19 protein-coding genes are annotated in these 25,125 nt (G+C 36.4%); 7 read left to right on the top strand and 12 right to left on the bottom strand.

Annotated features, from left to right (window positions below):
• Positions 1–80 precede the first annotated feature (80 nt).
• The 5 genes from recG (at position 81) to leuB (ending at position 7,198) form a co-directional block, all read left to right on the top strand.
• A complete protein-coding gene (gene recG, locus BW936_RS17345; RefSeq protein ID WP_076550720.1) occupies positions 81–2,186 on the top strand; it encodes an ATP-dependent DNA helicase RecG in 2,106 nt (701 codons plus the stop codon).
• A 105-nt stretch (positions 2,187–2,291) separates the two neighbouring features.
• Positions 2,292–3,710, top strand: coding sequence for a 3-isopropylmalate dehydratase large subunit (gene leuC, locus BW936_RS17340; protein WP_076550718.1), 1,419 nt, complete (start codon positions 2,292–2,294; stop codon positions 3,708–3,710).
• Between the two features lie 83 nt (positions 3,711–3,793).
• Entirely contained in the window at positions 3,794–4,390 is a 597-nt protein-coding gene (gene leuD / locus BW936_RS17335; protein ID WP_076550716.1) for a 3-isopropylmalate dehydratase small subunit, read from the top strand.
• 76 nt (positions 4,391–4,466) lie between these two features.
• Positions 4,467–5,984, top strand: a complete 1,518-nt coding sequence (locus tag BW936_RS17330; RefSeq protein WP_076550714.1) for an alpha-isopropylmalate synthase regulatory domain-containing protein — start codon at positions 4,467–4,469, stop codon at positions 5,982–5,984.
• Positions 5,985–6,142: 158 nt separating this feature from the next.
• The gene (gene leuB / locus BW936_RS17325) at positions 6,143–7,198 is read left to right on the top strand and encodes a 3-isopropylmalate dehydrogenase (RefSeq protein ID WP_076550712.1); all 1,056 of its coding nucleotides are present in this window, start codon (positions 6,143–6,145) and stop codon (positions 7,196–7,198) included.
• A 75-nt stretch (positions 7,199–7,273) separates the two neighbouring features.
• Here leuB and BW936_RS17320 read toward each other — a convergent pair whose 3' ends face one another.
• Together BW936_RS17320 and BW936_RS17315 are read right to left on the bottom strand one after the other, a co-directional pair.
• Positions 7,274–8,542 carry a serine hydrolase domain-containing protein gene (locus BW936_RS17320; RefSeq protein ID WP_244156257.1) on the bottom strand — a complete coding sequence of 423 codons (1,269 nt, stop codon included), beginning with the start codon at positions 8,540–8,542 and terminating at the stop codon, positions 7,274–7,276.
• Between the two features lie 204 nt (positions 8,543–8,746).
• On the bottom strand, positions 8,747–9,946 hold the full coding sequence (locus BW936_RS17315) for an MFS transporter (RefSeq protein ID WP_076550708.1): 1,200 nt from the start codon (positions 9,944–9,946) through the stop codon (positions 8,747–8,749).
• 247 nt (positions 9,947–10,193) lie between these two features.
• Here BW936_RS17315 and BW936_RS17310 point away from each other — a divergent pair, with 247 nt between their 5' ends.
• Positions 10,194–12,347 (top strand): TonB-dependent receptor, encoded by a 2,154-nt coding sequence (locus BW936_RS17310; protein WP_076550706.1) that lies wholly within the window; start codon positions 10,194–10,196, stop codon positions 12,345–12,347.
• Positions 12,348–12,457: 110 nt separating this feature from the next.
• Positions 12,458–13,099: a tetratricopeptide repeat protein gene (locus BW936_RS17305; protein ID WP_076550704.1), complete on the top strand. Its 642-nt coding sequence runs from the start codon at positions 12,458–12,460 to the stop codon at positions 13,097–13,099.
• A 32-nt stretch (positions 13,100–13,131) separates the two neighbouring features.
• On the opposite strand, the gene BW936_RS17300 is transcribed toward BW936_RS17305, so the two are convergent.
• From BW936_RS17300 to pxpA, 10 genes are all read right to left on the bottom strand, one after another.
• The gene (locus tag BW936_RS17300) at positions 13,132–14,718 is read right to left on the bottom strand and encodes an NADP-dependent glyceraldehyde-3-phosphate dehydrogenase (protein ID WP_076550702.1); all 1,587 of its coding nucleotides are present in this window, start codon (positions 14,716–14,718) and stop codon (positions 13,132–13,134) included.
• A 92-nt stretch (positions 14,719–14,810) separates the two neighbouring features.
• Entirely contained in the window at positions 14,811–16,076 is a 1,266-nt protein-coding gene (ilvA, locus tag BW936_RS17295) for a threonine ammonia-lyase (RefSeq protein WP_076550700.1), read from the bottom strand.
• A gap of 153 nt (positions 16,077–16,229) precedes the next feature.
• The gene (gene ilvC / locus BW936_RS17290) at positions 16,230–17,705 is read right to left on the bottom strand and encodes a ketol-acid reductoisomerase (protein ID WP_076550698.1); all 1,476 of its coding nucleotides are present in this window, start codon (positions 17,703–17,705) and stop codon (positions 16,230–16,232) included.
• A gap of 40 nt (positions 17,706–17,745) precedes the next feature.
• A complete protein-coding gene (gene ilvN / locus BW936_RS17285; protein ID WP_076550696.1) occupies positions 17,746–18,264 on the bottom strand; it encodes an acetolactate synthase small subunit in 519 nt (172 codons plus the stop codon).
• A gap of 62 nt (positions 18,265–18,326) precedes the next feature.
• Positions 18,327–18,905 (bottom strand): O-methyltransferase, encoded by a 579-nt coding sequence (locus tag BW936_RS17280; RefSeq protein ID WP_076550694.1) that lies wholly within the window; start codon positions 18,903–18,905, stop codon positions 18,327–18,329.
• Positions 18,906–18,921: 16 nt separating this feature from the next.
• Positions 18,922–20,655, bottom strand: a complete 1,734-nt coding sequence (gene ilvB, locus BW936_RS17275) for a biosynthetic-type acetolactate synthase large subunit (protein WP_076550692.1) — start codon at positions 20,653–20,655, stop codon at positions 18,922–18,924.
• Between the two features lie 91 nt (positions 20,656–20,746).
• On the bottom strand, positions 20,747–22,423 hold the full coding sequence (ilvD, locus tag BW936_RS17270) for a dihydroxy-acid dehydratase (protein ID WP_076550690.1): 1,677 nt from the start codon (positions 22,421–22,423) through the stop codon (positions 20,747–20,749).
• Between the two features lie 393 nt (positions 22,424–22,816).
• On the bottom strand, positions 22,817–23,656 hold the full coding sequence (locus BW936_RS17265) for a 5-oxoprolinase subunit C family protein (RefSeq protein ID WP_076550688.1): 840 nt from the start codon (positions 23,654–23,656) through the stop codon (positions 22,817–22,819).
• Positions 23,649–24,386, bottom strand: coding sequence for a 5-oxoprolinase subunit PxpB (pxpB, locus tag BW936_RS17260; protein ID WP_076550687.1), 738 nt, complete (start codon positions 24,384–24,386; stop codon positions 23,649–23,651). Before pxpB ends, BW936_RS17265 begins: the two co-directional genes overlap by 8 nt.
• A complete protein-coding gene (pxpA, locus tag BW936_RS17255; RefSeq protein ID WP_076550685.1) occupies positions 24,383–25,123 on the bottom strand; it encodes a 5-oxoprolinase subunit PxpA in 741 nt (246 codons plus the stop codon). The genes pxpB and pxpA overlap by 4 nt, the downstream gene beginning before the upstream one ends.
• Positions 25,124–25,125: the final 2 nt, after the last annotated feature.

Below are 25,125 nucleotides of genomic sequence, written 5' to 3'. Positions count from 1 at the left end.
ACCAATAGAAAATTATTTGCAAGAGCAGTAATGACATTTTCCTCTTTGGGGATTAAGGGGCTTATCCCTATTTTAGTGCCATGAACGCAAATTTCTTGCAAACTCCCGTTGTGTATTTAAAAGGTGTTGGCCCCAACAGGGCCGAAACCTTAAAATCAGAATTAGGGGTGCATACCTATCAAGATTTGCTGAATCTTTTCCCCAATAGATACATTGACAAAACCCAATATTATAAAATAAGTCAATTACAACGTAGCAGTGCGGACGTTCAGATAATTGGTAAAGTAGTTCACTTAAAAACAGTAGAACAAAAAAAGGGATCGCGTTTAGTTGCCCGTTTTAAAGATGATACCGGTGAAATAGAATTGGTTTGGTTTCGTGGTCAGAAGTGGTTACGGGAAAATTTAAAACTAAATGTACCCTATGTCATTTTTGGAAAATGCAATTGGTACAATGGCACTTTTTCAATGCCCCACCCAGATATGGAGCCTTTAAAAGCCCATGAACAAGGCACAAAGATGTACATGCAACCTGTATATCCATCCACTGAAAAGTTAAGTAATAAGGGTATTACCAATAAGGTCATCAGTAAATTGATGCAGCAGCTCTTTATTGAGATTAACGGAAAATTTACAGAAAGTCTTTCGGATAAATTACTGCATGATCTTAAGCTCATAAACAAGAGCGAAGCCATGTTCAATATTCACTTTCCTAAAAGTCAAGAATTATTGGCAAAAGCGCAATGGCGGTTAAAGTTTGAGGAACTTTTTTATATTCAATTACAACTTATTGGCAAAAACGTTTCTCGAAAGAAAAAGATAAAGGGTTTCCCATTTAGCGAGGTCGGGGAATATTTCAAGGATTTTTACAACAACAAATTACCATTTGAGCTTACCGGAGCACAGAAACGGGTTATTAAAGAAATACGATCAGATTTAGGAAGCAATGCCCAAATGAACCGTTTATTACAGGGCGATGTAGGTTCGGGAAAAACCATTGTTGCGGTAATGACCATGCTTTTGGCAATAGATAACGGATTTCAAGCGTGTTTAATGGCACCCACAGAAATTCTTGCCAATCAGCATTATCAAGGCATTTCTGAATTGCTGGAAGGAACGGAGATTACTTGCGCACTATTAACAGGTTCCGTCAAAAAATCGGCTCGCAAACCTATTCATGAACAACTAGAAAACGGAGAACTAAACATCTTAATAGGTACTCATGCCTTATTAGAAGATAAAGTAAAATACAAGAATTTAGGCATCGCAATTATTGATGAGCAGCACCGTTTTGGTGTAGCCCAGCGTTCTAAATTGTGGCATAAAAACGAGTTTCCACCACACATACTGGTAATGACGGCAACACCTATACCTAGAACTTTAGCCATGAGTTTATACGGTGATCTGGATATCTCTGTAATTGACGAATTACCACCTGGTCGTAAGCCCATTAAAACTGTACATAGATATGATGCTAACCGATTAAAAGTTTTTCGCTTTATACGAGATGAGATTGATAAAGGACGACAGATATATGTTGTCTATCCATTAATTCAGGAATCTGAGGCAATGGATTATAAAGATTTAATGGATGGCTATGAAAGTATAGCTCGTGATTTTCCACAGCCAAAATATCAGATTTCAATTGTTCATGGACAAATGAAACCGGCGGACAAGGAGTTTGAAATGAACCGTTTTGTACAAGGCGAAACTCAAATTATGGTAGCCACCACCGTAATTGAAGTTGGTGTTAACGTACCAAATGCATCGGTAATGATTATTGAAAGTGCGGAGCGTTTTGGACTATCTCAATTACACCAATTACGTGGTCGTGTTGGTCGTGGTGCAGATCAAAGTTTTTGTATCCTAATGACAAGCCATAAATTATCTACAGAAGCCAAAACTAGACTTGAAACCATGGTTGCTACCAATGACGGCTTTGAAATAGCCGAAGTGGATTTAAAACTGCGTGGACCCGGAGATATTATGGGTACGCAACAAAGCGGACTATTAAATCTTAAAATAGCCGATATTGTAAAGGATAATGACATTTTAAAATCTGCTCGATACCACGCATTACAATTGCTAAAAGAAGACCCATCTTTAAGCAAACCAGAAAATCTAATTATTAGACATATGTATGCCCAATTAGTTAAGCACAAGAATATCTGGACGTATATTAGTTAGTTTTATTTTTAACACATTTCCCGTTGAACATCGTAATTTTCAATTGTGTTAATTTCCAAGAAACCCCTGTTTTTAATAGATTTGTGAACTTAGATTATATAGAATATGAGCGCAACAAAAACATTATTTGACAAAGTGTGGGATTCCCACGTAGTACATAAAATACAAGATGGTCCAGATGTACTGTTCATTGACAGACATATGGTTCATGAAGTAACAAGTCCTGTTGCTTTTCTAGGGATCAAGAACAGAAATATTCCTGTTTTGCACCCTGAGAAAACATTTGCAACAGCTGACCACAACACACCAACTATTAACCAACATTTACCGGTTGCCGATCCACTTTCTGCTAACCAATTAAAAATGTTAGAAGAAAATGCCAATGAATATGGTATTTCTTATTGGGGATTAGGTCATGCAAAAAACGGTATTGTACACGTTGTAGGTCCTGAATATGGTATTACCCAACCAGGTGCTACTATTGTTTGTGGAGATTCACACACTTCTACTCACGGTGCTTTTGGTGCAATCGCTTTTGGCATTGGTACTTCTGAAGTTGAAATGGTCTTGGCTACACAGTGTATTATGCAGCCTAAGCCTAAGAGAATGCGTATTAATATAAATGGTAAAATGAGCAAAGGGGTTACACCTAAAGATGTTGCCTTATTTATCATCTCTCAATTAACGACTTCTGGTGCAACTGGATATTTCGTAGAATATGCTGGTGATATTTTCAGGGACATGAGTATGGAAGGTCGTATGACCGTTTGTAATCTAAGTATAGAAATGGGTGCCCGTGGTGGAATGATCGCTCCTGATGAAAAGACATTTGAATATGTAAAAGATCGCGAGTTTACTCCTAAAGGTGCAGATTGGGATAAAGCAATGGCATATTGGGAAACCTTATACACAGATGAAGATGCCATATTCGATAAAGAATTAACTTTTGATGGTTCACTAATTGAACCAATGATTACCTATGGTACCAACCCAGGTATGGGTATGGGAATCTCTAACGATATTCCTATGGCAAATGCCGTACAGGGAGGTGCTACCACGTACCAGAAATCATTGAAATATATGGATTTCAATGAAGGTGATAGTATGATGGGGAAACCTATAGATTTTGTTTTCCTTGGAAGCTGTACCAATGGTCGTATAGAAGATTTTAGAGCCTTTACCTCTATCGTAAAAGGAAGAAGAAAAGCTGACAATGTTACGGCATGGTTAGTTCCTGGATCACACAAGGTGGAAACAGCTATTAAAGAAGAAGGTATCCTTGATATTTTAACCGAATCTGGTTTTGAGCTTCGTGAGCCTGGTTGTTCTGCTTGTTTAGCAATGAACGATGATAAGGTTCCTGCAGGTAAATTAGCCGTAAGTACTTCTAACAGAAACTTTGAAGGTAGACAAGGACCTGGATCAAGAACGCTATTGGCCAGTCCGTTAGTTGCTGCTGCAGCTGCCGTTACCGGTAAAGTAACCGATCCAAGAGAATTAATGGAAGAAATGGTTGTTAATTAATGATTGTTGGTTGATTGTAAATTTTTACAATTAAAAGCGAACTCACCAACAACGAACAACTATCAACGAAAAACTATAGAAAAATGGCATACGATAAATTCGACATATTAACTTCAACTGCGGTTCCTTTACCAATAGAGAACGTAGATACAGATCAAATAATACCTGCACGATTTTTAAAAGCTACAGAGCGTGTAGGCTTTGGCGACAACCTATTTAGAGATTGGCGCTACAATCAAGACAATACTTTAAAAGAAGACTTTGTTTTAAATCAAGATAAATTCAGTGGAAAAATCTTAGTAGGTGGTAAAAACTTTGGTTCAGGATCATCTCGTGAGCATGCTGCTTGGGCAGTTTATGATTACGGATTTAGATGTGTAGTTTCTAGTTTCTTCGCAGATATCTTTAGAGGTAACTGTTTAAATATTGGAGTATTACCGGTACAGGTAAGTGCTGAGTTTCTACAAAAAATATTTGATGCCGTAGAAGCGGACCCATCTACTGAATTGGAAATTAATCTTCAAGAGCAAAAAATTACATTATTGCCTACAGGTGAAAGTGAATCTTTTGACATTAACGATTATAAGAAAAACAATATGCTTAACGGTTTTGATGATATCGATTACTTATTGAACATCAAAAAAGATATTGAGACTTTCGCAGAGAATACTCCTTTATAAAATCAGAAAAGTACAAAGCATTTACCTTAACTAACCCAATGCCATTTCTTTGACTGAGAAATGGCATTTAGAACACATGAAAAAAAGAAAGTTAGAAATAATGGATACCACCCTTAGGGATGGTGAACAAACTTCGGGCGTATCTTTTTCTGCATCGGAAAAACTGACCTTGGCAAAATTACTTTTGGAAGAACTAAAAGTAGACCGAATTGAAATTGCATCTGCCCGCGTATCTGATGGAGAGCTAGATGCCGTTCAGAAAATTACCGAATGGGCTGCTGAAAAAGGGTATTTAGAACGTGTAGAAGTACTAACTTTTGTTGATGGCGGTATTTCTTTAGATTGGATGCAGAAATCTGGTGCCATTTCTCAGAACTTACTGACCAAGGGTTCTATGAACCACTTAAAGTACCAGCTAAAGAAAACTCCCGAACAGCACTTTTCTGAAATTGCTGAAACTTTTAAACAAGCCACCGAAAGAGGAATTATCAATAATATCTATTTGGAGGATTGGAGTAATGGAATGCGAAATTCCAAAGAATATGTATTTCAGTTTCTAGATTTTTTATCTACCCAGCATGTAAAAAGAATATTACTCCCAGATACATTAGGCATTTTAACGCATAGCGAAACATATGCATATTTGTCTGAAATAGTACAAAAGTATCCAAATTTACATTTCGATTTTCATGGACACAATGATTACGATTTAGGAGTTGCCAATATCATGGAGGCCGTTAAAGCCGGATGTCATGGCTTACACCTTACCGTAAACGGCATGGGAGAAAGAGCAGGTAACGCACCTATGGCAAGTGCCGTAGCCGTTATCAATGATTTTTTACCAGAAATTGAAATTAATGTAAACGAAACCTCTCTATATAAAGTAAGCAAGTTGGTTTCTGCCTTTACAGGGTTTACCATACCCGCCAATAAACCCATTGTTGGTGATAATGTATTTACCCAAACTGCCGGTATTCATGCCGATGGTGATAGTAAAAATAATCTATATTTTAGTGATCTTATGCCAGAGCGTTTTGGAAGAAAACGTAAATACGCTTTGGGTAAAATGTCAGGGAAAGCCAACATTCAGAAAAACTTACTGGAACTTGGTTTAACCTTGAATAACGAGGAACTAAAAAAAGTTACTGCACGTATTATTGAATTAGGAGATAAAAAAGAACGCGTTACCAAAGATGACCTTCCTTTTATTATTTCTGATGTTTTGGATACCGCAGATTATAAGCAGAAAGTTTTTATAAAATCATATGTATTAACTCATGCCATGGGCTTAATGCCTTCCACTACCCTATCTGTTGAAATAGATGGTAAAGTGATCGAGGCACATGCACAAGGAGACGGGCAGTATGATGCCTTTATGAATGCGTTAAAAAAAGTATATATAGCCAAGAAAATAGCGTTACCAAAATTAACGGATTACGCCGTAAGAATACCACCAGGCAGTACCTCTGACGCCTTATGTGAAACCGTAATCACTTGGGAATTGGATGGAAAGGAATTTACATCAAGAGGTTTAGATTCTGACCAAACGGTTAGTGCCATTAAAGCGACAGAGAAGATGTTGAATATAATATAACGCTATGCACTTGACGCTGAGCGCAAAAGTATTTTAGGACTTAAAGAACATTAAAAAGTTAGTCAAAATTTGACATACGAGTTAAAATTGAGAATAAATTAAACAGATTGCTTCGTACCTCGCAATGACGAAATACGAGCAACATACAAACACATCAAATGAAATTAAATATTGCCTTATTGGCCGGTGATGGTATCGGTCCTGAAGTTATTGATCAAGCAGTAAAAGTATGTGATGCAATTGCTAAAAAGTACGAACATCATATTACTTGGAAACCAGCTTTAACTGGTGCTGCAGCAATTGATGCCGTTGGTGAGCCTTACCCAGATGAAACCCATGAAATTTGTGCAAATGCCGATGCAGTTCTTTTTGGCGCTATAGGTCACCCACGTTTTGATAATGACCCTTCTGCAAAAGTTCGCCCAGAGCAAGGGTTGTTGAAGATGAGACAAAAATTAGGGTTATTTGCCAACGTTAGACCAACCTTCACCTTTCCTTCATTAATAGAAAAGTCACCACTAAAAAAAGACCGTATTGAGGGTACCGACTTAATAATTCTTCGTGAATTAACTGGCGGTGTATATTTTGGTGAGCGTGGAAGAAAAGATGATGGCAACACCGCATTTGACACCATGACCTACCAACGTTTTGAAATAGAAAGATTAGCTAAAAAAGGCTTTGAGTTTGCTATGAAGCGTTCTAAAAAATTATGTTGTGTTGATAAAGCCAACGTATTGGAATCCTCTAGACTTTGGAGAGAGACCGTACAGGCTATGGAAAAAGATTATCCAGAGGTTGAAGTTTCTTATGAGTTTATTGATGCAGTTGCGATGCGATTAATTCAATGGCCAAAAGGATATGACGTAATCATAACAGCAAACCTTTTCGGAGATATTTTAACGGATGAAGCTTCTGTAATTGCAGGTTCTATGGGACTTATGCCTTCTTCTTCTGTAGGTAGCAAAGTATCTTTATATGAACCTATCCATGGCTCTTATCCACAAGCAGCGGGTAAAGACATTGCCAATCCGTTAGCAACCGTTCTTTCTGCCGCTATGCTTTTTGAAGATATGAATATGACAAAAGAAGCTGAAGAAATCAGAAGAGTGGTAAATAAATCTCTGGCAGAAGGGTATGTTACGGAAGACCTTGCCGAAGGTGGTAAAAGTTACAAAACAAGTGAAGTTGGTGATTGGTTAGCTAGCAACATTTAAGAACGTTACTTAAAAATGAGAATCCCTTTAATCAATGATTAAAGGGATTTTTTATATCTAATAATTACAGTAATCTTATATACTCGTAGCTATTGCAATTTCTTGCTCATAAATACTTTTTACAATGGCACGCAAATCTGGTATTACGGTTTTCACCAATTTAGACGGTCCGTTGATCAACACACAAATTCCTATATCAGCATCCGGAAAAAGAGCAATTTCATTTCTGTAGTTGTTCACACTACCACCATGATGCCAAATCGTTTCTTCAGCTGCATTATCATTCTCTTTAACGGTATGTATTCGCCACCCAAATCCGTAACTAGAACTTACGTGACCCGGCCATTTTTGATAGTACTTGCGATGACCTTTTAATGCAACAAAAGGTTTAAATACCTGAGCCATATCATCTTTGGACATCACCTCAGGATTATGACCTAACAAAAAACGCATCCACTTTGCCATATCTTCAGAATTGGCATTAATTCCACCAGCCGCAATGGCATTATAATAATTATCTCTTGGTAAATCAGTTCGCCAACTATGCCCTTTTCTAACATGTGGTAAGGCAATATTTTTTGTATTTATAAGCGTTTCATGATCCATAGAAACAGCATTCATACCTAAAGGCTTAAAGAATCTATCTGTCAATAAGGTCTGAATATCTTTTCCGGTTGCTTTTAGCATCACTTCTTGTGATACAGAAAACATTGCATTCTGATAGCTATATTGAGCACCAGGTGCAGCTATTGGATGCACAGCATTAAATTTTTCGCTTATAGTAGATATAGAAAGTCCCGCCTCCACTAAATCCGTATAACTATGATACGGCGTACCGGTTGTGTGCGAAAGTAAATGCGCTACCTCAATTTTCTGTGTATTCTGTTGATTTCCAAAATGAAAATTTGGTAAATAATCCACCACCTTATCATTTAGATGTAATTTGCCTTCACTCTCTAAGTTGGCTGCTAATATGCCTGTAAATCCTTTTGATATAGACCCCAATCTAAATAAGGTTTTTCCGTCAACAGATTTACTTCCCTTATAACTTCTTTTACCATATCCATCAGAAAGAATAATAGAATCACCGCTCACAATACTTACTCCTGCGCCAACAATATCACCAGAAGATATTGCCTTATTGAAATAATTTGTCAAGGCATCATTCAATGCTTTTTGACGAGTATTATACAGTTTGATTTCCTTTTTTTCCGCTAAATTTTTTATCGGATTGGAATTTGAAATCATTGCTTTTGAATGTTCTGGCTTAAATGAAGAAGCCGTAAGAACAAATAGTAACAGAACCATTATTATGGCTCCAAAGAAAAATTTGGCACGTAACACAACATTGTAGGTTTAGTTTTGGTTACAACGTGATAAAACAGATAAAATTATCGATGAACTGCACAATTTAAAAATTTTAACATCCAAACAAGCTGATTACTAGCACAAAACAACATCAGTATATTAGGGACTCCTAAATATTTAATACAAAAAAAAGGAACTTGACACGCAAGTTCCTTTTTGACATTGTATAGCTTATAAGGACTAACAGCTCATCGCCATTTTTTTATATTTGATTTCCTTTCTCTTTCTAACTATTAAAATAGCAACTGCAATGATTACACCAGAAAAAGCAAGTATAGCACCTACCAAACTAGAATAAACAATACCATAACCAAACGCAATAGGCAAACCTGCTAAATATGCACCAGAAGCATTACCCATGTTAAAGGCACTTTGGTTCATTGAAGAGCCTAACATTTCAGAACCTTTAGAGGTATTAATTATTGCCATCTGAATTGGAGTTGCTACGGTGAAGGATATTACACCAATAACAAAAGTCAATACCATTAATAAATACGGATTAGTTGCAATTACCATATTAAGCAGTAAAATACCGCACATAACGGACAAACTAATAATCACCGCTTTTAAAGGGGAAAACAGCTCTGCCATCTTTGCACCTAAAAAATTACCTACTACCATACCAAGACCTGCTAACATCATAGCATAACCAACAAAATGGTTTGGCAACCCGGCAACATCTGTAATTAACGGGGCAACATAACTGTACCAAGCAAAGAATCCGCCGGTACCGATGGTAGTCAATGCTATTAAAGCCCAAAGCTCTGTATTCTTCAACCCTTGCACAACACTAACCCGCTGTTCCGGTTCTTCTACTTCAATTTTTGGCATCCATAAATAAATGCTTCCCAAAGCCAACAGGCCAACAAAGCCAACAAGGTAAAACGAAACGCTCCAGCTAAACTGTTGTCCTAAATAGGTACCAATGGGTACTCCAATTACATTGGCAACCGTAAGACCAGAAAACATAATTGAAATTGCTTGGGCCGCTTTTCCCTTTTTAGCTAGTTTGGTAGCCACTACAGCACCTATACCGAAAAATGCACCGTGAGGAATACCTGATAAAAATCTCATAAACAATAAACTGTTATATCCGGAGGCAAGTCCAGATAAGGTATTAAATACCGTAAACCATATCATTAAAAGAAATAACATTTTCTTGGGACTAAGTTTTGAACCAAAACCCGTTAACAACGGTGCTCCCACTACAACTCCTAAAGCATAGGCCGCAATAAAGTGACCAGCCTGGGGAATGGTTATCTCTAATGCTCCAGAAACTTCAGTCAAAATTCCCATGATAACAAACTCGGTAAGTCCTATTCCAAAACCACCGATGGCTAAAGCAAATAATGCTTTCTTATTTGATTTTAAGTTCTCCATACTTTAAGTTTTATTTCTCTCTATAGCCTTTTATATAACCCACATAATTAAAACGGCAAAGTTAGAACGCATATGTCGTTAACAACGCTCATTAATTACCACATTTCTGTGATAAATTAACTCTGTTAAATAACTTAACAAGTTAATATTACAATTCAGTTTAAAAACTCGACAACTGAGAAAAACATTTTACTTAAATCTTCTATTACGATTCATATTTGCGGTATCAATCAAATTATAATCAACAATGAAGACGTTATTTATTTTATTACTCACATTTTTACATATTAATCTTCTTTCTCAATCAACAATTTCCGGTAAGGTTATTGACCAACAGGGAACACCAATTATGGGTGCAAACGTCTATTTAAAAGGCACTTATAATGGAACTGCTACAAATGAAGAGGGTACATTCACCTTTGAAACAACTACAACTGCTGTACAAACATTAATAGCATCTTTCATTTCATTTGAAACCTATTCAAAATCAGACGATATTACCAATTTCAAAAATATCACCATCAAACTAAAAGATGATGTAAATACCTTAGATGCCGTTACTGTAAATGCAGGTACGTTCAAAGCTGGTGACAATGCTAAGGTGACAGCATTAAAACCGCTAGATATTGTAACTACTGCAGGAGCACTTGGAGATTTCGTAGGAGCGTTACAAACATTACCTGGAACCTCTAATGTTGCCGAAGACGGAAGGCTATTTGTTAGAGGTGGTGATGCCGAAGAAACTCAGATTTTTGTTGATGGTATGCGTGTATTTACCCCCTACTCCCCTTCTGCCAACAATATTCCTTCAAGAGGAAGATTATCTCCATTTCTATTCAAAGGCATAACATTTTCCACAGGTGGCTATTCAGCAGAATACGGGCAGGCACTATCAAGCGTTTTACTTTTAAATAGTATAAGTGAACCACAGGAAGAGAAAACGGAAATTTCTATTATGACCGTTGGATTTGGATTAGGGAATACCCAAAAATGGAAAAAAAGTTCTTTAAGTTTAAATACATCTTATATTAATCTAGCACCATATCAAAAACTGTATCCAGATAATAACGAATGGCACAAGCCCATAGAATCTGTAGCAGGTGAAGCCGTCTATAGATATAAGTTCAATAACGACGGATTACTTAAGGTTTATGGTGCCTACAGTTCCGTAAATTTTGACTTGACGCAGGAAGATATTAATGAAGCAGATGGCATTCGTTTTGGATTAAAAAATAGAAATCTATACATCAACTCCTCTTACCATGATTTCTTAGAAAAGGACTGGAGCATAGCAACAGGGGTAAGTTTTGCCAATGACCGTTCTGAAATGAAATTTAATGATTCTGACATTACAGATGTTGAAAACTCAGCACATCTAAAAATCGCTTTTAAGAAGTTCTTCTCTAGTCGCTACAAACTCAACTTTGGTGCAGAATATTTCATAACCAATTTTACAGAAGACTACCAAGATGTTAGCTTTGAAAATGATTTTGAATTCGATAATAATATTTTCAGCAGTTTCGTAGAAACAGATATTTTCTTCTCCAAAAAATTCGCCACTAAGATTGGAATTAGAGGAGAATACGCTGAACTATTACAAGAGTTTACTATTTCACCAAGATTATCATTAGCATACAAAGCGGGGGCAAACTCTCAATTTTCATTGGCATACGGGGAGTTTTTTCAAAATCCGAAGAACGATTATTTAAAATATAATTCTGATTTCACTGCCGAGAATACTAGCCATTATATTGCCAACTATCAATATGTAAAAAATAAACAGATATTTAGGGCCGAAGCGTATTATAAAGATTATGGAAATTTAGTGAAGTATGATACTCCGTTCGCACTACGTACTTCTACCTATACCAGTAACGGAAAAGGATATGCCAAAGGTTTGGATATATTCTGGAGAGATAATAACACCATTAAAAACACGGAATATTGGATGTCTTACTCCTATTTAGATACTGAAAGAGATTATCAAAACTATCCAACAAATGCCACCCCAGATTTTGCATCAAAACACAATGCATCATTAGTTGTAAAGCGTTGGGTAGAAAATTGGAAAAGTCAAGTAGGTTTGAGTTATAATTATGCATCTGGTCGCAGCTATACCAACCCTAACAAAGGAGGATTCTTAACGGAAGAGGCAAAAAACTTCAATTCGTTAAATGCAAACTATGCATATTTAATCAGTCCGCAGAAAATAGTATATCTATCCGTAAGTAACGTATTAGGAACTAAAAATGTAAACGGATATCAATACGCCAACCAAGCCAATACAGATGGAATGTTTAATAGAAGAACAATTACACCTGCAGCAGACCGCTTCTTTTTTATTGGTTTCTTTTGGACGATCAGCGATAACAAAAATGACAATCAATTAGATAACCTATAGAAATTACAATTCAATACAAAAAACCTACAACTCGGTCATCTATTTTATAAAAAACAATGGAATAGAAAGATATTTGAATAACAATAAATAACATCAAAAAACTATACATCATGAAATCACTACTATTAATTGCCACCTTCATTTTTACACTTAGCTTAACTGCGCAAACACCTTATGAAAAAGGGATGAATGAGGCATTTGCCTTATGGGAGCAACAAAAGAATACAGAAGCCGTACAACTATTTGAAAGAATAGCTTCTGTAGAAACCAACAATTGGTTACCGCCCTATTATGCAGGACTAATTGAAATAGTAAGCAGTTTTGGATTAAAAGATGAAGCACTATTAACTACCAAACTAACCAGAGCAAAAGGTTTTCTAGACAAAGCATCTACAATTTCAGAAAACAATCCTGAAATAATAATTACTTACGCACTTTTGAATACAGCTTATATAGCTTTCGATGGCGCAAAATATGGTATGACACTTTCTGGAGAAAACGTAGCCATCTATAAAAAAGCGTTAGCGATCGCCCCGAATAACCCTAGAGTTTTATTGAACAAAACCGAATGGGATATGGGCACCGCAAAATTCTTTGGTAAATCTACAGCTCCCTATTGCGAAGATATAGACCGCGCAATTGTTTTGTTTAAAGCAGAAGAACAAACCATACCTTTCTATCCGTACTCAGGTTTAGAAAGAGCTCAGGAAATTAGCGCCAACTGCAAAAAAGAAACCTCCCCTAATAAATAGGAGAGGTTTTTTATAGTTTAAATGATAGACTATTATAATATATAATCTGTACTCACAAAATTAGAAAGTTTAGCTTCTAATAAATTCTCAATGATTTCAGTATTCAATTCATTGTCCTTGAAGGCTACAAATGTTCTAATTGAAAACGAACGCAACGCATCATGAACACTTAAAGTTGCTTGTGCAGAATCTTTTCTTCCGGTAAACGGATACACATCTGGTCCTCTCTGGCAAGAACTGTTTAGATTAACACGACAAACCAAATTCACCAAAGTATCTATTAATGGAGAAAGTGCATATACATCCTTACCGAACAAACTTACTTGTTGGCCATAGTTACTTTCTGCCATATCATCTAAAGGCTCCTCAATATCAGCAAAAGGCACAATTGGGATTATTGGACCGAACTGCTCTTCTTGATACACGCGCATGTCTTTAGTTACAGGGTACAAAACTGCAGGCCATATGTAATTATCAAAATGCTTACCTCCTTTTTTGTTGATGATTTTTGCACCTTTTGAAAGCGCATCATCAATTAAACCTTGAATATAGGCAGCTTTGTCAGGTTCAGGTAACGGTGTTAATTTTACTCCGTCTTCCCACGGATTTCCAAATTTTAATTCATCTACTTTATTCGCAAAATTCTTATTGAACTCAGCACTAATTTCTTCATGAACATACACCACTTTTAATGCAGTACAACGTTGACCGTTGAAGGACAAGGTACCTGCCAAGCATTCGTTTATGGTTAAATCTAAATCGGCATCAGGCAAAATAATAGCTGGATTTTTAGCTTCTAGACCCAATACCAAACGCAATCTATTACTCTTTGGATGTTGTTCTTGTAGCGCATTAGCAGATTTACTATTACCTATTAAAGCCAGTACATCCACTTTACCTGTTTGCATAATTGGTGCGGCAACCGTTCTACCACGACCAAATAACACATTTACCACACCCTTAGGGAAACTCGTTTGAAAAGCCTCTAAAAGTGGCGTAATCAATAAAACACCATGTTTTGCCGGTTTAAAGATGGTGGTATTCCCCATAATAATGGCAGGAATAAGCAATGCAAAAGTCTCGTTCAACGGATAGTTGTAAGGACCCAAGCACAAAACAACACCTAATGGTCCTCTTTTAATATGAGCGTATACACCGGCATTTTTTTGAAATTTTGCGGCATCACGATCCAACTGTTTATAATCTTCAATAGTATCTTCAATATATTCAACCGTACGGTCAAATTCTTTTTGTGAATCTGGTAAGGATTTACCAATTTCCCACATCAACAATTTAACTACTTCTTCTCTTTTGGTCTTCATTTTTGAAACAAAGACCTCCATACATTCAATACGGTCCTTAACGTGCATTGTAGGCCACACTCCTTGCCCCTTATCATATGCTTTTAATGCACCATCTAAGGCATCTAATGCTTCTGCCTCCTGCAAATCTGGAATACTACCTAATAATGTTGGTTTGTATTCTTCTGTTGAAGAAATGGTGGAGAATACTTGGGTAGTTTTCCCTTTCCACTCTTTTAGTTCTCCGTTGACCAGATATTGTTTTTGATCTATAGTTGCGGTAATCTGAAATTCTTCTGGAATTTTAATATCACTCATTACTTTTTTATTTTACACTATGATTGATAATTGTACTTAGGATTGATTTCTAAAAATTAACTAGAAATTGAATCTGATATATTAAAAGTAGGTTAAACCAAATATTCAAACAAATCTGGTTTGTCATTTATATAATCGCCATAAAAATTGTTAGTTTTCATACGTTCGATCAAGGGCTTTAAATCTTCTGGATGTTTCAGCTCAATACCTACTACTGCAGGTGCATTTTCCCTGCTGGATTTCTTAGAATATTCAAAATGGGTAATGTCATCCGTAGGTCCCAAAATATCAACCACAAATTCTTTTAGAGCTCCCGGTCTTTGAGGGAATCGAATGATAAAGTAATGCTTAAGTTTTCCATATAGCAACGCTCTTTCCTTTATCTCTGCCGTTCTAGTAATGTCATTATTACTTCCGCCAATAATACATACTACATTTTTACCCTCAATTTCCTCTTTATAATCATCTAAAGCAGCAATGGATAGAGCACCTGCAGGCTCCACCACAATAGCATCTCTATTGTAAAGATCTAGAATAGTTTGGCACGCTTTGCCTTCGTCGACCGTAATCATATTATCTAAATAATAATTACAGATGGCATAGGTTAAGCTACCTACTTTTTTGACCGCTGCACCATCAATAAATTTATCAATATGATCAAGCGCAACTACTTCCCCAGATTCAATAGCCGTTTTCATGGAAGGAGCACCTTTTGGCTCTACTCCTATAATCTTGGTAGTAGGCGAAAGCTGACTAAAAACACTAATGAGTCCAGATGCTAGACCACCACCACCAATACACACAAAAAGATAATCTATAGACTTTTTTGCCTGTTCTATTAACTCTAGACCTACGGTAGCTTGACCTTCAATTATTTTAGGATCATCAAATGGATGTACAAAGATTTTACCTGTTTGATCTCCGAAAGTTTTAGCGGCTAAAGAAGCATCGTCGAAAGTATCGCCTTCCAACACAATTTCTACCCATTCACCACCAAACAATTTTGTTTGCTCTACCTTTTGCTTTGGCGTCACCGATGGCATATAGATAGTACCCCTAATTTTTAAGTGAAAGCATGCAAAAGCAACACCTTGTGCATGATTACCGGCACTGGCACAAATAACACCTTTCTCCCGTTCCTCATCGGTTAAAGAGCTTATTTTGTTAAAAGCTCCTCTAATTTTATAAGAACGTACGCGTTGTAAATCTTCACGCTTTAAACGAACTTGACAATTATACTGCTTAGACAAACGAATACTTTCTGTTAACGGAGTTACCTCTGAAATTTCAGAAATGGTCTGTGCAGCTTTTAAAACATCATCTAATTTTGGAAAATATGCCGGCTTTATCCCTTTCATATGTTTTGTATTCTGCTATTGTTTTTTAAAACTAGTATAAAACCTAAATTGTCCGCTTAAGGGCAACTCTTTAAAACTGTTATTCCACAATGGATTGCAATTCTATGGGTGCACTTAACCGGACAATCGGTATATCTATAAAAGATTATAAATCTATACGATAGGCTTCATAGCTGTCATTGATTCACGTAAACGTGTACCAACAATTTCTACCGGATGCGTACGCAATGCTTTGTTAATAGCGATTAACTGTGCATTGTCAACATCATTATCAATATCTCCAGAGAAGTTTGTACCAATAACGTCTGTATCTATACCCTTCATGAAATCAGTTAATAAAGGCTTACATGCATGATCAAAAAGATAACAACCATATTCAGCAGTATCAGAAATTACACGGTTCATTTCAAACAATTTCTTACGTGCAATAGTGTTTGCAATTAACGGAGTTTCGTGTAAAGACTCGTAGTATGCAGACTCAGCGATAATACCAGATTCTGTCATGGCCTCAAAAGCCAATTCAACACCAGCTCTTACCATAGCAACCATTAAAACACCGTTGTCATAAAATTCCTGTTCCGTAATCTCTTGATTACCAGCAGGCGTTTTTTCAAAAGCAGTTTCACCTGTGGCAGCTCTCCAAGTCAATAAATTCTTATCATCATTTGCCCAATCTTCCATCATGGTTTTTGAGAAATGACCGGTCATAATATCATCCATATGCTTTTGGAACAACGGACGCATAATATCTTTTAATTCTTCCGATAACTCAAATGCCTTTACTTTAGCAGGATTTGAAAGACGATCCATCATGTGCGTAATACCACCATATTTCATTCCTTCAGTGATGGTTTCCCACCCGTATTGAATTAATTTAGAAGCGTATCCGGCATCAATTCCTTTTTCGATCATTTTATCGAAACAAAGAATAGAACCTGTTTGTAACAAACCACAAAGAATAGTTTGCTCACCCATTAAATCTGATTTTACCTCAGCAACAAAAGAAGACATTAATACACCTGCTCTATCACCACCGGTACCAACAGCATAAGCTTTGGCCTGCTCTAATCCTTTACCTTGAGGATCGTTATCTGGGTGAACCGCAATTAATGTTGGTACACCAAAACCTCTTTTATATTCTTCACGTACTTCTGATCCCGGACATTTTGGAGCAACCATAATTACGGTAATATCTTCACGAATCTGCATACCTTCTTCAACGATATTAAAACCGTGAGAATACGAAAGTGTAGCACCTTTTTTCATTAATGGCATAACCGCACTAACTACAGCAGTATGTTGCTTGTCTGGGGTAAGGTTAATTACAATATCGGCAGTAGGAATTAATTCTTGGTAGGTACCTACTGTAAATCCGTTTTCAGATGCATTTACAAAAGATTGTCTTTTTTCTTTTATAGCAGCATCACGCAGTGTGTATGAGATATCCAATCCAGAATCTCTCATGTTTAAACCTTGGTTCAACCCTTGTGCACCACAACCTACGATTACAATTTTTTTGCCTTTTAAAGCATTTACACCATCTGCAAACTCAGACGAATCCATGAAGCGACATTTTCCAAGTTGCGTTAATTTATCTCTTAATGATAGCGTATTAAAATAATTGGCCATTTTGTATTTACTTTATTTGATTATTGTTTAGACTCTTTATTTAAAATTCTTTTAGTATCGCTGAAATTTTCATTTCATCTTTAGTAACCGATATACGGCCAGAACGTACAAACTGCATAATGCCGTACGGTTTTAGTTGATCGTGCATTTCATCAATTTCATTTCTTCTACCGCTTTTGGCGATGACAAAAAAATCTCTTGATACGGTGACGATCTGTGCATTGTTATCTTTAATGATGTTCTGTATTTGACGCTCGTCAAACAGCAGTCCCGATGCTATTTTGAACAAAGCAGATTCTTGATAAATAGTTTCATCATCAGTATGGTAATATGCTTTAATTACTTCAATTTGTTTCTCGATCTGCCCAACGATATTATGTACCCATTTCTCTGTTGTATGTGCTACAATCGTAAATTTAGAAACATCTTCAATCTCTGATTTAGAGACATTAAGACTCTCTATATTTATATGTCTCTTTAAAAATATACCTGATATTCTATTCAGTAACCCTACGTTATTCTCTGAATAAACCGATATTGTAAACCATTTATTTTCCATAAGCTTTAATTACCTATTCCTTTAACAAAAGGACTTTATGGTGTCATTATAATTAATCTATACTATTTTTTTACGGCCATTATTAAACCGGTTGACCAATTCATTTTGGTCAATTGTAAATCTTCACGTTGATCCAAATATGCTGTAAGAGCTATTACATTGTCCTCATGACCTTCTGGCCAATTGGGCTGTTTTGTCATATCATCTATTATGTAAAAGCCGCCAACTTTTAACAATTCTAAAACCTCATCGATCTCACTGTATTTTCCTGGCCAGGCATCGGCAAAAATTAAATCGAACTTTGTTCCAGAATATTCCTTGATCCATTCCGTACCATCCTTACAAATCACCTCTATCCTATCATCATTACCAAAATAACTGGTAGCGATAGAAATGAGTTCTTCATCATTATCTACGGATAGCAATGTAGAATTAGCATCCATGCCTTCTATCATCCAAGAAAGGCTAAGACCAATACCAGTTCCTATTTCTAAAAACCTTCCGTTTGGTTTTGAAGCGATCAATGTTTTGAGAAAACTACCAACGTACAGGTCTGACGGCATCGTAAATCCTATTTCCTCAGATTTACGGGCTATCTCCGTATGTATTTTAGGAATGTCCTGTATGTTCGTATCGTTCATGAGGTTATTATTGCTATTATTTCAATCTAACTTCAGAAACCGAAGCTCCAGAAGGTATCATTGGAAAAACGTTATCTTCTTGCTCTACCTTTACTTCCAAGAAATAAGGTTCTTTAGAAGCCATCATTTCCTGAATGGTAGCTTTTAAATCTTTACGTTCAGAAATTCTTTTTGCTTCAATACTATATCCTTCAGCAATTTTCACAAAATCAGGATTCACCATTACCGTTGATGCATATCGTCTCTCAAAGAACAACTCTTGCCATTGGCGTACCATACCTAAGTGTTCATTGTTCAACACCACAATTTTTACAGGAACTTTATGTTGAAAAATAACACCCAATTCCTGAATGGTCATTTGATAACCACCATCACCAATTATAGCTACCACTTCCCTATCCATAGCACCCATTTTTGCACCAATAGCTGCTGGTAAAGCAAAGCCCATAGTTCCTAATCCGCCAGACGTAATATTACTTTTAGATTGTGAGAATTTAGCATACCTACAAGCGATCATTTGATGTTGACCAACGTCAGACACAATAACTGCCTTATTATTTGAAGCTAAATTGATTTCTTCAATAACCTCACCCATGGTCAGGCCATCCTTAGTTGGGTGAATATCGTTCTTTATAATAGTATCGAACTCAATTTTATATTTTTCTTTAAAACCATTATGCCAAGCCTGGTGGCTATTCTCATTAATCAAAGGTAGCACCAAGCCTAAAGTTTCTTTTGAGTTTCCTAAAACAGCAACATCTGCATGAACGTTCTTATTTATCTCGGCAGGATCAATTTCAAAATGAATAACCTTTGCCTGTTTTGCATAATCTTCTAACCTACCCGTTACACGATCATCAAAACGCATACCAATGGCAATTAACAAATCGCATTCATTGGTCATAAGGTTAGGTCCGTAATTACCGTGCATACCCACCATACCAACATTTAGAGGATGAGCAGTATCCAGGGCAGACGCACCCATAATTGTCCAAGCAGCAGGAATACCGGCTTTTTCAACTAATGCTTTCAATTCTTCCTCTGCCTTTCCAAGTATAACACCCTGTCCCCAAACAATAAAAGGTTTTTTAGCACTATTGATTAAATCAGCTGCCGCCTGTATAGCATTGGTGTCCGGTTTTGACACCGGCTTATAGCTTCTTACCGCTGTACATTTCTCATATGAGAAGTCAAAGGCTTCTATTTGTGCATTTTTGGTAATATCTACCAATACCGGACCTGGTCTACCAGATTTTGCAATATAAAAAGCTTTCGCCATTACCTCCGGAATTTCAGAAGCTTCGGTTATTTGGTAATTCCATTTGGTAACAGGAGTAGAAATACCAATAATATCAGTTTCTTGAAAAGCATCTGTACCTAATAATTGTCTTGTTACCTGCCCAGTGATACATACCATAGGCGTAGAATCTATCTGCGCATCTGCAAGTCCGGTTACTAAATTAGTAGCACCGGGACCAGAAGTTGCTATAGCTACACCCACTTTACCTGAAACACGAGCATACCCCTGAGCTGCGTGTGTTGCTCCCTGTTCATGCCTGGTAAGTATATGTGTTAATTTATCTTGAAACTTATATAATTCGTCATAGACGGGCATAATAGCACCGCCAGGGTAGCCATACATTGTTTCTACCCCTTCGGCCAATAAACAATGAATTAATGCCTCTGCTCCAGAAACTTTTATAGTTTTCTTGGAATCCGTACTTTTTTTCTTCTCTTTTACTGTTTCCATAATTAATAATCTAAATCAAGTATTGCATATAAGCGATACAACAACCTGATATTATTCCACCTAGAATTGTTTAAAATCTAGTCGGTTTTATTTAAAATTCATCGGTAACACAACCTTTGGATGCAGAAGATACCATACGGGCGTATTTATATAAGCTTCCTCTTTTTACTTTTAGTTCCGGTTGTTTCCAGTTCTTTTTTCTTTCCGCTAATTGTTCGTCGGTAAGATCTACTGATATTTCATTCTTTTCGGCATCAATAGTAATAATATCCCCATCTTCCAACAGACCTATTGTACCACCATCTTGTGCTTCTGGTGCAACGTGACCTACAACAAACCCATGTGTACCCCCTGAGAAACGTCCATCAGTAATCAAAGCAACATCTTTACCAAGACCTGCACCCATAATAGCTGCAGTAGGTTTCAACATTTCTGGCATACCGGGTCCACCTTTAGGACCTTCATAACGAATAACTACAACATCGCCTTTTTTCACTTCACCTCTACCAATACCGGCATTGGCTAGAAACTCATCATTATATACTTTAGCGGGACCAGAGAAATACAGTCCTTCTTTTCCTGTAATTTTAGCAACGGCACCTTCTGTTGCCAGATTACCATAAAGAATACGTAAATGACCCGTTGGTTTTATAGGATTGTTCAACGGCTTAATAACCTGCTGATGCTCTAATAAACCAGGTACCTCTTCTAAGTTTTCAGCAATAGTTTTACCGGTAACCGTAAGACAATCGCCATGTAACATTCCGTTATCAAGCATAAACTTCATAACCGCAGGTACGCCACCAACACGGTGCACATCTTCCATTAAAAATTTTCCGCTTGGTTTTAGATCCGCTAGGAACGGAGTAGTATCACTAATTTTTTGAAAATCATCTAATGTAAAATCAACATCGGCAGCTTTTGCAATTGCTAAGAAGTGAAGCACTGCATTTGTAGAACCCCCTAAAAGGGTTAGTAAGCGAATAGCATTTTCCATAGATTTACGGGTAATGATATCACTAGGTTTAATATCCTTCTCTAAAAGTGTTCTTAATGCTTTACCTGAATTTATAGCATCGTTCTGCTTGTCCTTACCAATAGCAGGGTTAGAAGAGTTATAGGGCATTGCCATACCTAACGCCTCAATAGCCGAGGCCATAGTATTGGCCGTATACATACCACCACAGGCACCTGCCCCAGGACATGCATTTTGAATGACACCTTTGTAGTCATCTTCATTCATGGTACCGGCAACTTTTTCTCCCCATGCCTCAAAAGCTGAAACAATATCTAATGTCTTGTCCTTAAAACAACCCGAAGCAATTGTACCACCATAAACCAAAACAGAAGGTCTGTTTAAACGGATCATTGCCATTAGTGCACCGGGCATATTCTTATCACAACCAACGACAGTAACCAACCCGTCATAATTCATTGCCTGCACCACAGTTTCCATAGAATCTGCAATAATATCTCTTGAAGGCAAAGAATAACGCATACCATATGTACCCATAGATATACCATCACTTACACCGATCGTATTAAATACTAGTCCAACCAAGCCAGTACCGTTGACACCAACCTTGACCTCTTGCGCTAAATCATTTAAGTGCATATTACAAGGGTTCCCCTCATAACCTGTACTACCAATACCAATTAATGGCTTCTTTAAATCTTCTTCAGTTAAACCAATTGCATAAAGCATTGCTTGTGCTGCTGGTTGTGTTGGATCTTGGGTTACATTCTTACTATGTTTGTTCAACTCCATAATATAATTCTCGTATGCTTATCTTGATTTCTTAATACCGTTAAACCAAAGATAAAAGTTTATAAAAATTTCTATTTTTAACTATAATTGACAATACAAATTCATTCTATCAAAAAACCACTTAATAAACTAAAAACCAGTATTTTAACTAGTTAATTTATATCATATTCAATACTTCAAAACTGATCTATTATTATCATATAATCATAAAAAAAACCTGTATCAAATAAATCCGATACAGGTTTTTCCAAATGAAAGAAAAGCTATATCACCCCCTATTAGGAATGACAATGACTAGTTCATTATTTAATTTTGATAAATTCATACTACAATAGTACGCAAAAAATTAGTTATAAATAACACCTTAACAAAATCAGTTTAAAAAGTAATAAATTACACCAATTTAAATCTAATAGTATCCCCACCTTTCTTTTGTGCCAATATACAAATTGCCTTGTCGGTTAATTGAACAGTCCTTGGGTAACCACCAGTAGTTTGTCCGTCTTTCATCAGCACAATCATCTTACCGGCAGGTGTCAACTGTACTGTACCTGGTATTGTTGCAGAGGTAAGCATAGAAATAGTATGTGACGATACCGTTTCGGACAATTGATATGCCATTCTATTGTTCTCATGTGAAACAGTAAACGTTTTAGAGAAAATTTCTTCTAATTGCTTATCATTCAACAAATCAAACTCAGGCGCTTTATACACCTCTAGTACAGTATTATCTAAAAATGAAGCAGCTTTGATCTCTGAAATTTTAGGTTGAAAATTTTCTTGTATTGAAAATGGAATAACGTCATTTTCGTTCAATCTATTAAATTTCGTAATTGGCTTGTAAAAGGATCTACTGCCCAATATTTCTTTAGAAGTAAAGCCACCTTTTAAAGCAAGGTACGCCCTAAAACCTTTTTCTAATCTACCAAAAGATAAAAGGTCCTCTTCATTAACCCTATAAACTTTATTATTCTGTATGGGTGCATTGTTTAGGGTTGCAGACATTTCTGCACCACCAAGAGCTATGTACGTTTCTTTTTCGAATAAAAGCGTTGGCCCTGTCATGGTAATTTCTAACACGGCAGCAGATTCTTCATTCTCAAGTAAAGAATTTACTTTAAATACAGACATCTCATCCATAACACCAGACACCGGCACACCTTTATTTCTATAATGAAATCTACCTGCGTCTTGTACCGTGGTATAAAAACCTGCTTTTAGAACTTTAAGCATCTATATTAATTTTTTCAGGTTTATATATACCAACTTCAGCTTCTATTTTACGAAGATTGTGCTCCGCTCTAGATATTTTATAAAATTCAATTTTATCACCTACACTTACAAAGCAAGGATTTTCTTTGGATGCATCAAAAATAGGTATCGCACAGTTTCCTATAATATTCCAACCTCCAGGAGATTCTTGCGGATAGATACCTGCTTGCTTTCCTGCGATACCAACAGCTCCCTTTATCACTTTAGCTCTTGGTACAGCTTTACGCGGTAATTCCAGTTCTGCATCAATTCCGCCTAAATACATAAATCCAGGTAAAAACCCAATACCAAAAACGGTATATGTAGCACCAGTATGTAGAGCGATAATCTCTTCTTTAGTTTTATGTAGTTGATTTGCTACTTCCTCTAAATCAAGACCGAACTCCGAATCATACGACACAGGTAGTCGCCATAAATACCTAGCTGGCTTAGGAGATTCTTTTAATTGCCTGTACCAATCATGAATATCAGAAGATAACTTTTGGAAATCAATTTGTTTTGTCCTGTTTATGATGAGAAGAGAGTTGTAAGAAGGAACTAGCTCCCATTCTTTATTCGTATATACTTCTTTAGTCAAAAATCTTTCGAAATGTAAAATTTTTTCCAATATAATTTCGCTGACCTCATTTGGCCATTCAATTAAGACAGAGTGTACTCCAAAAGGTTTAATATTTATTTTGGGGGAATTCACGATTTCACTTGTAGATTATGATGAGGTAATTCATTTGTAAGATACGTCAAAATTTGCAATGCAGCTGGAGTATCTCCATGAATACAATAGGTATCAGCTTCAATAGGCATATGCTTGCCCGTTATCGTTTTTACCTCCTTATCCTTATACATCCTTAGAATGTGATCCAATACCTCTTGATCAGAGTTGATTAAGGCATTTTGCTTTTTTCGTGGCACCAAACTTAAATCATCATTATAATTTCTATCCGCAAAAGCTTCCACCATAACTTTAAATCCGTTATTCATTGCTATTTTCTGAATAATACTATCAAAAGGAACATACAACACCACACTTTTTTTATACGCTAATATGGCAGTTAAAAAGATTTCTGCCAATTGTACATCTTTTGCTATATCATTATACAAAGCTCCATGTGCTTTAATATGATGCAGCGGTATACTCATTTCTTTACCCGCAGCTTCAAATAATTGCATTTGAGTTTGAATACTTTTAACAAGCTCATCATTAAGAATTGACATACTTACACGACCAAAGTTCTCTTTATCTGGATATGAAGGATGGGCACCAACCTTTACCTGATATTTCTTTGCCAGTTCTAAACACAGCTGAATGGTCTCTTTAGAACCTGCGTGACCACCGCAAGCAATATTGCAAGAGCTTATCATTGGAAAAAGGTCTTTTTCATTACCTACACCTTCTCCAACATCACAATTAATATCTATACTTCTATTCATCT

The sequence above is a fragment of the Maribacter ulvicola genome (assembly GCF_900155985.1).
GTDB classification, from domain to species: domain Bacteria; phylum Bacteroidota; class Bacteroidia; order Flavobacteriales; family Flavobacteriaceae; genus Maribacter; species Maribacter ulvicola.
Note: the sequence above shows the minus strand (reverse complement) of the source record. Positions and strands in the feature narration are given on the sequence as shown.

What these genes read in the sequence shown, in the direction of transcription:
- pxpA (WP_076550685.1), bottom strand. Translation starts at nt 25,123, where the DNA reads ATGAATAGAAGTATAGATATTAATTGTGATGTTGGAGAAGGTGTAGGT.
- ilvN (WP_076550696.1), bottom strand. Translation starts at nt 18,264, where the DNA reads ATGGAAAATAAATGGTTTACAATATCGGTTTATTCAGAGAATAACGTA.
- BW936_RS17330 (WP_076550714.1), top strand. Translation starts at nt 4,467, where the DNA reads ATGAAAAAAAGAAAGTTAGAAATAATGGATACCACCCTTAGGGATGGT.
- BW936_RS17315 (WP_076550708.1), bottom strand. Translation starts at nt 9,946, where the DNA reads ATGGAGAACTTAAAATCAAATAAGAAAGCATTATTTGCTTTAGCCATC.
- BW936_RS17305 (WP_076550704.1), top strand. Translation starts at nt 12,458, where the DNA reads ATGAAATCACTACTATTAATTGCCACCTTCATTTTTACACTTAGCTTA.
- BW936_RS17310 (WP_076550706.1), top strand. Translation starts at nt 10,194, where the DNA reads ATGAAGACGTTATTTATTTTATTACTCACATTTTTACATATTAATCTT.
- leuD (WP_076550716.1), top strand. Translation starts at nt 3,794, where the DNA reads ATGGCATACGATAAATTCGACATATTAACTTCAACTGCGGTTCCTTTA.
- ilvD (WP_076550690.1), bottom strand. Translation starts at nt 22,423, where the DNA reads ATGGAGTTGAACAAACATAGTAAGAATGTAACCCAAGATCCAACACAA.
- ilvB (WP_076550692.1), bottom strand. Translation starts at nt 20,655, where the DNA reads ATGGAAACAGTAAAAGAGAAGAAAAAAAGTACGGATTCCAAGAAAACT.
- ilvC (WP_076550698.1), bottom strand. Translation starts at nt 17,705, where the DNA reads ATGGCCAATTATTTTAATACGCTATCATTAAGAGATAAATTAACGCAA.
- BW936_RS17300 (WP_076550702.1), bottom strand. Translation starts at nt 14,718, where the DNA reads ATGAGTGATATTAAAATTCCAGAAGAATTTCAGATTACCGCAACTATA.
- ilvA (WP_076550700.1), bottom strand. Translation starts at nt 16,076, where the DNA reads ATGAAAGGGATAAAGCCGGCATATTTTCCAAAATTAGATGATGTTTTA.
- leuB (WP_076550712.1), top strand. Translation starts at nt 6,143, where the DNA reads ATGAAATTAAATATTGCCTTATTGGCCGGTGATGGTATCGGTCCTGAA.
- BW936_RS17265 (WP_076550688.1), bottom strand. Translation starts at nt 23,656, where the DNA reads ATGCTTAAAGTTCTAAAAGCAGGTTTTTATACCACGGTACAAGACGCA.
- recG (WP_076550720.1), top strand. Translation starts at nt 81, where the DNA reads ATGAACGCAAATTTCTTGCAAACTCCCGTTGTGTATTTAAAAGGTGTT.
- leuC (WP_076550718.1), top strand. Translation starts at nt 2,292, where the DNA reads ATGAGCGCAACAAAAACATTATTTGACAAAGTGTGGGATTCCCACGTA.
- BW936_RS17280 (WP_076550694.1), bottom strand. Translation starts at nt 18,905, where the DNA reads ATGAACGATACGAACATACAGGACATTCCTAAAATACATACGGAGATA.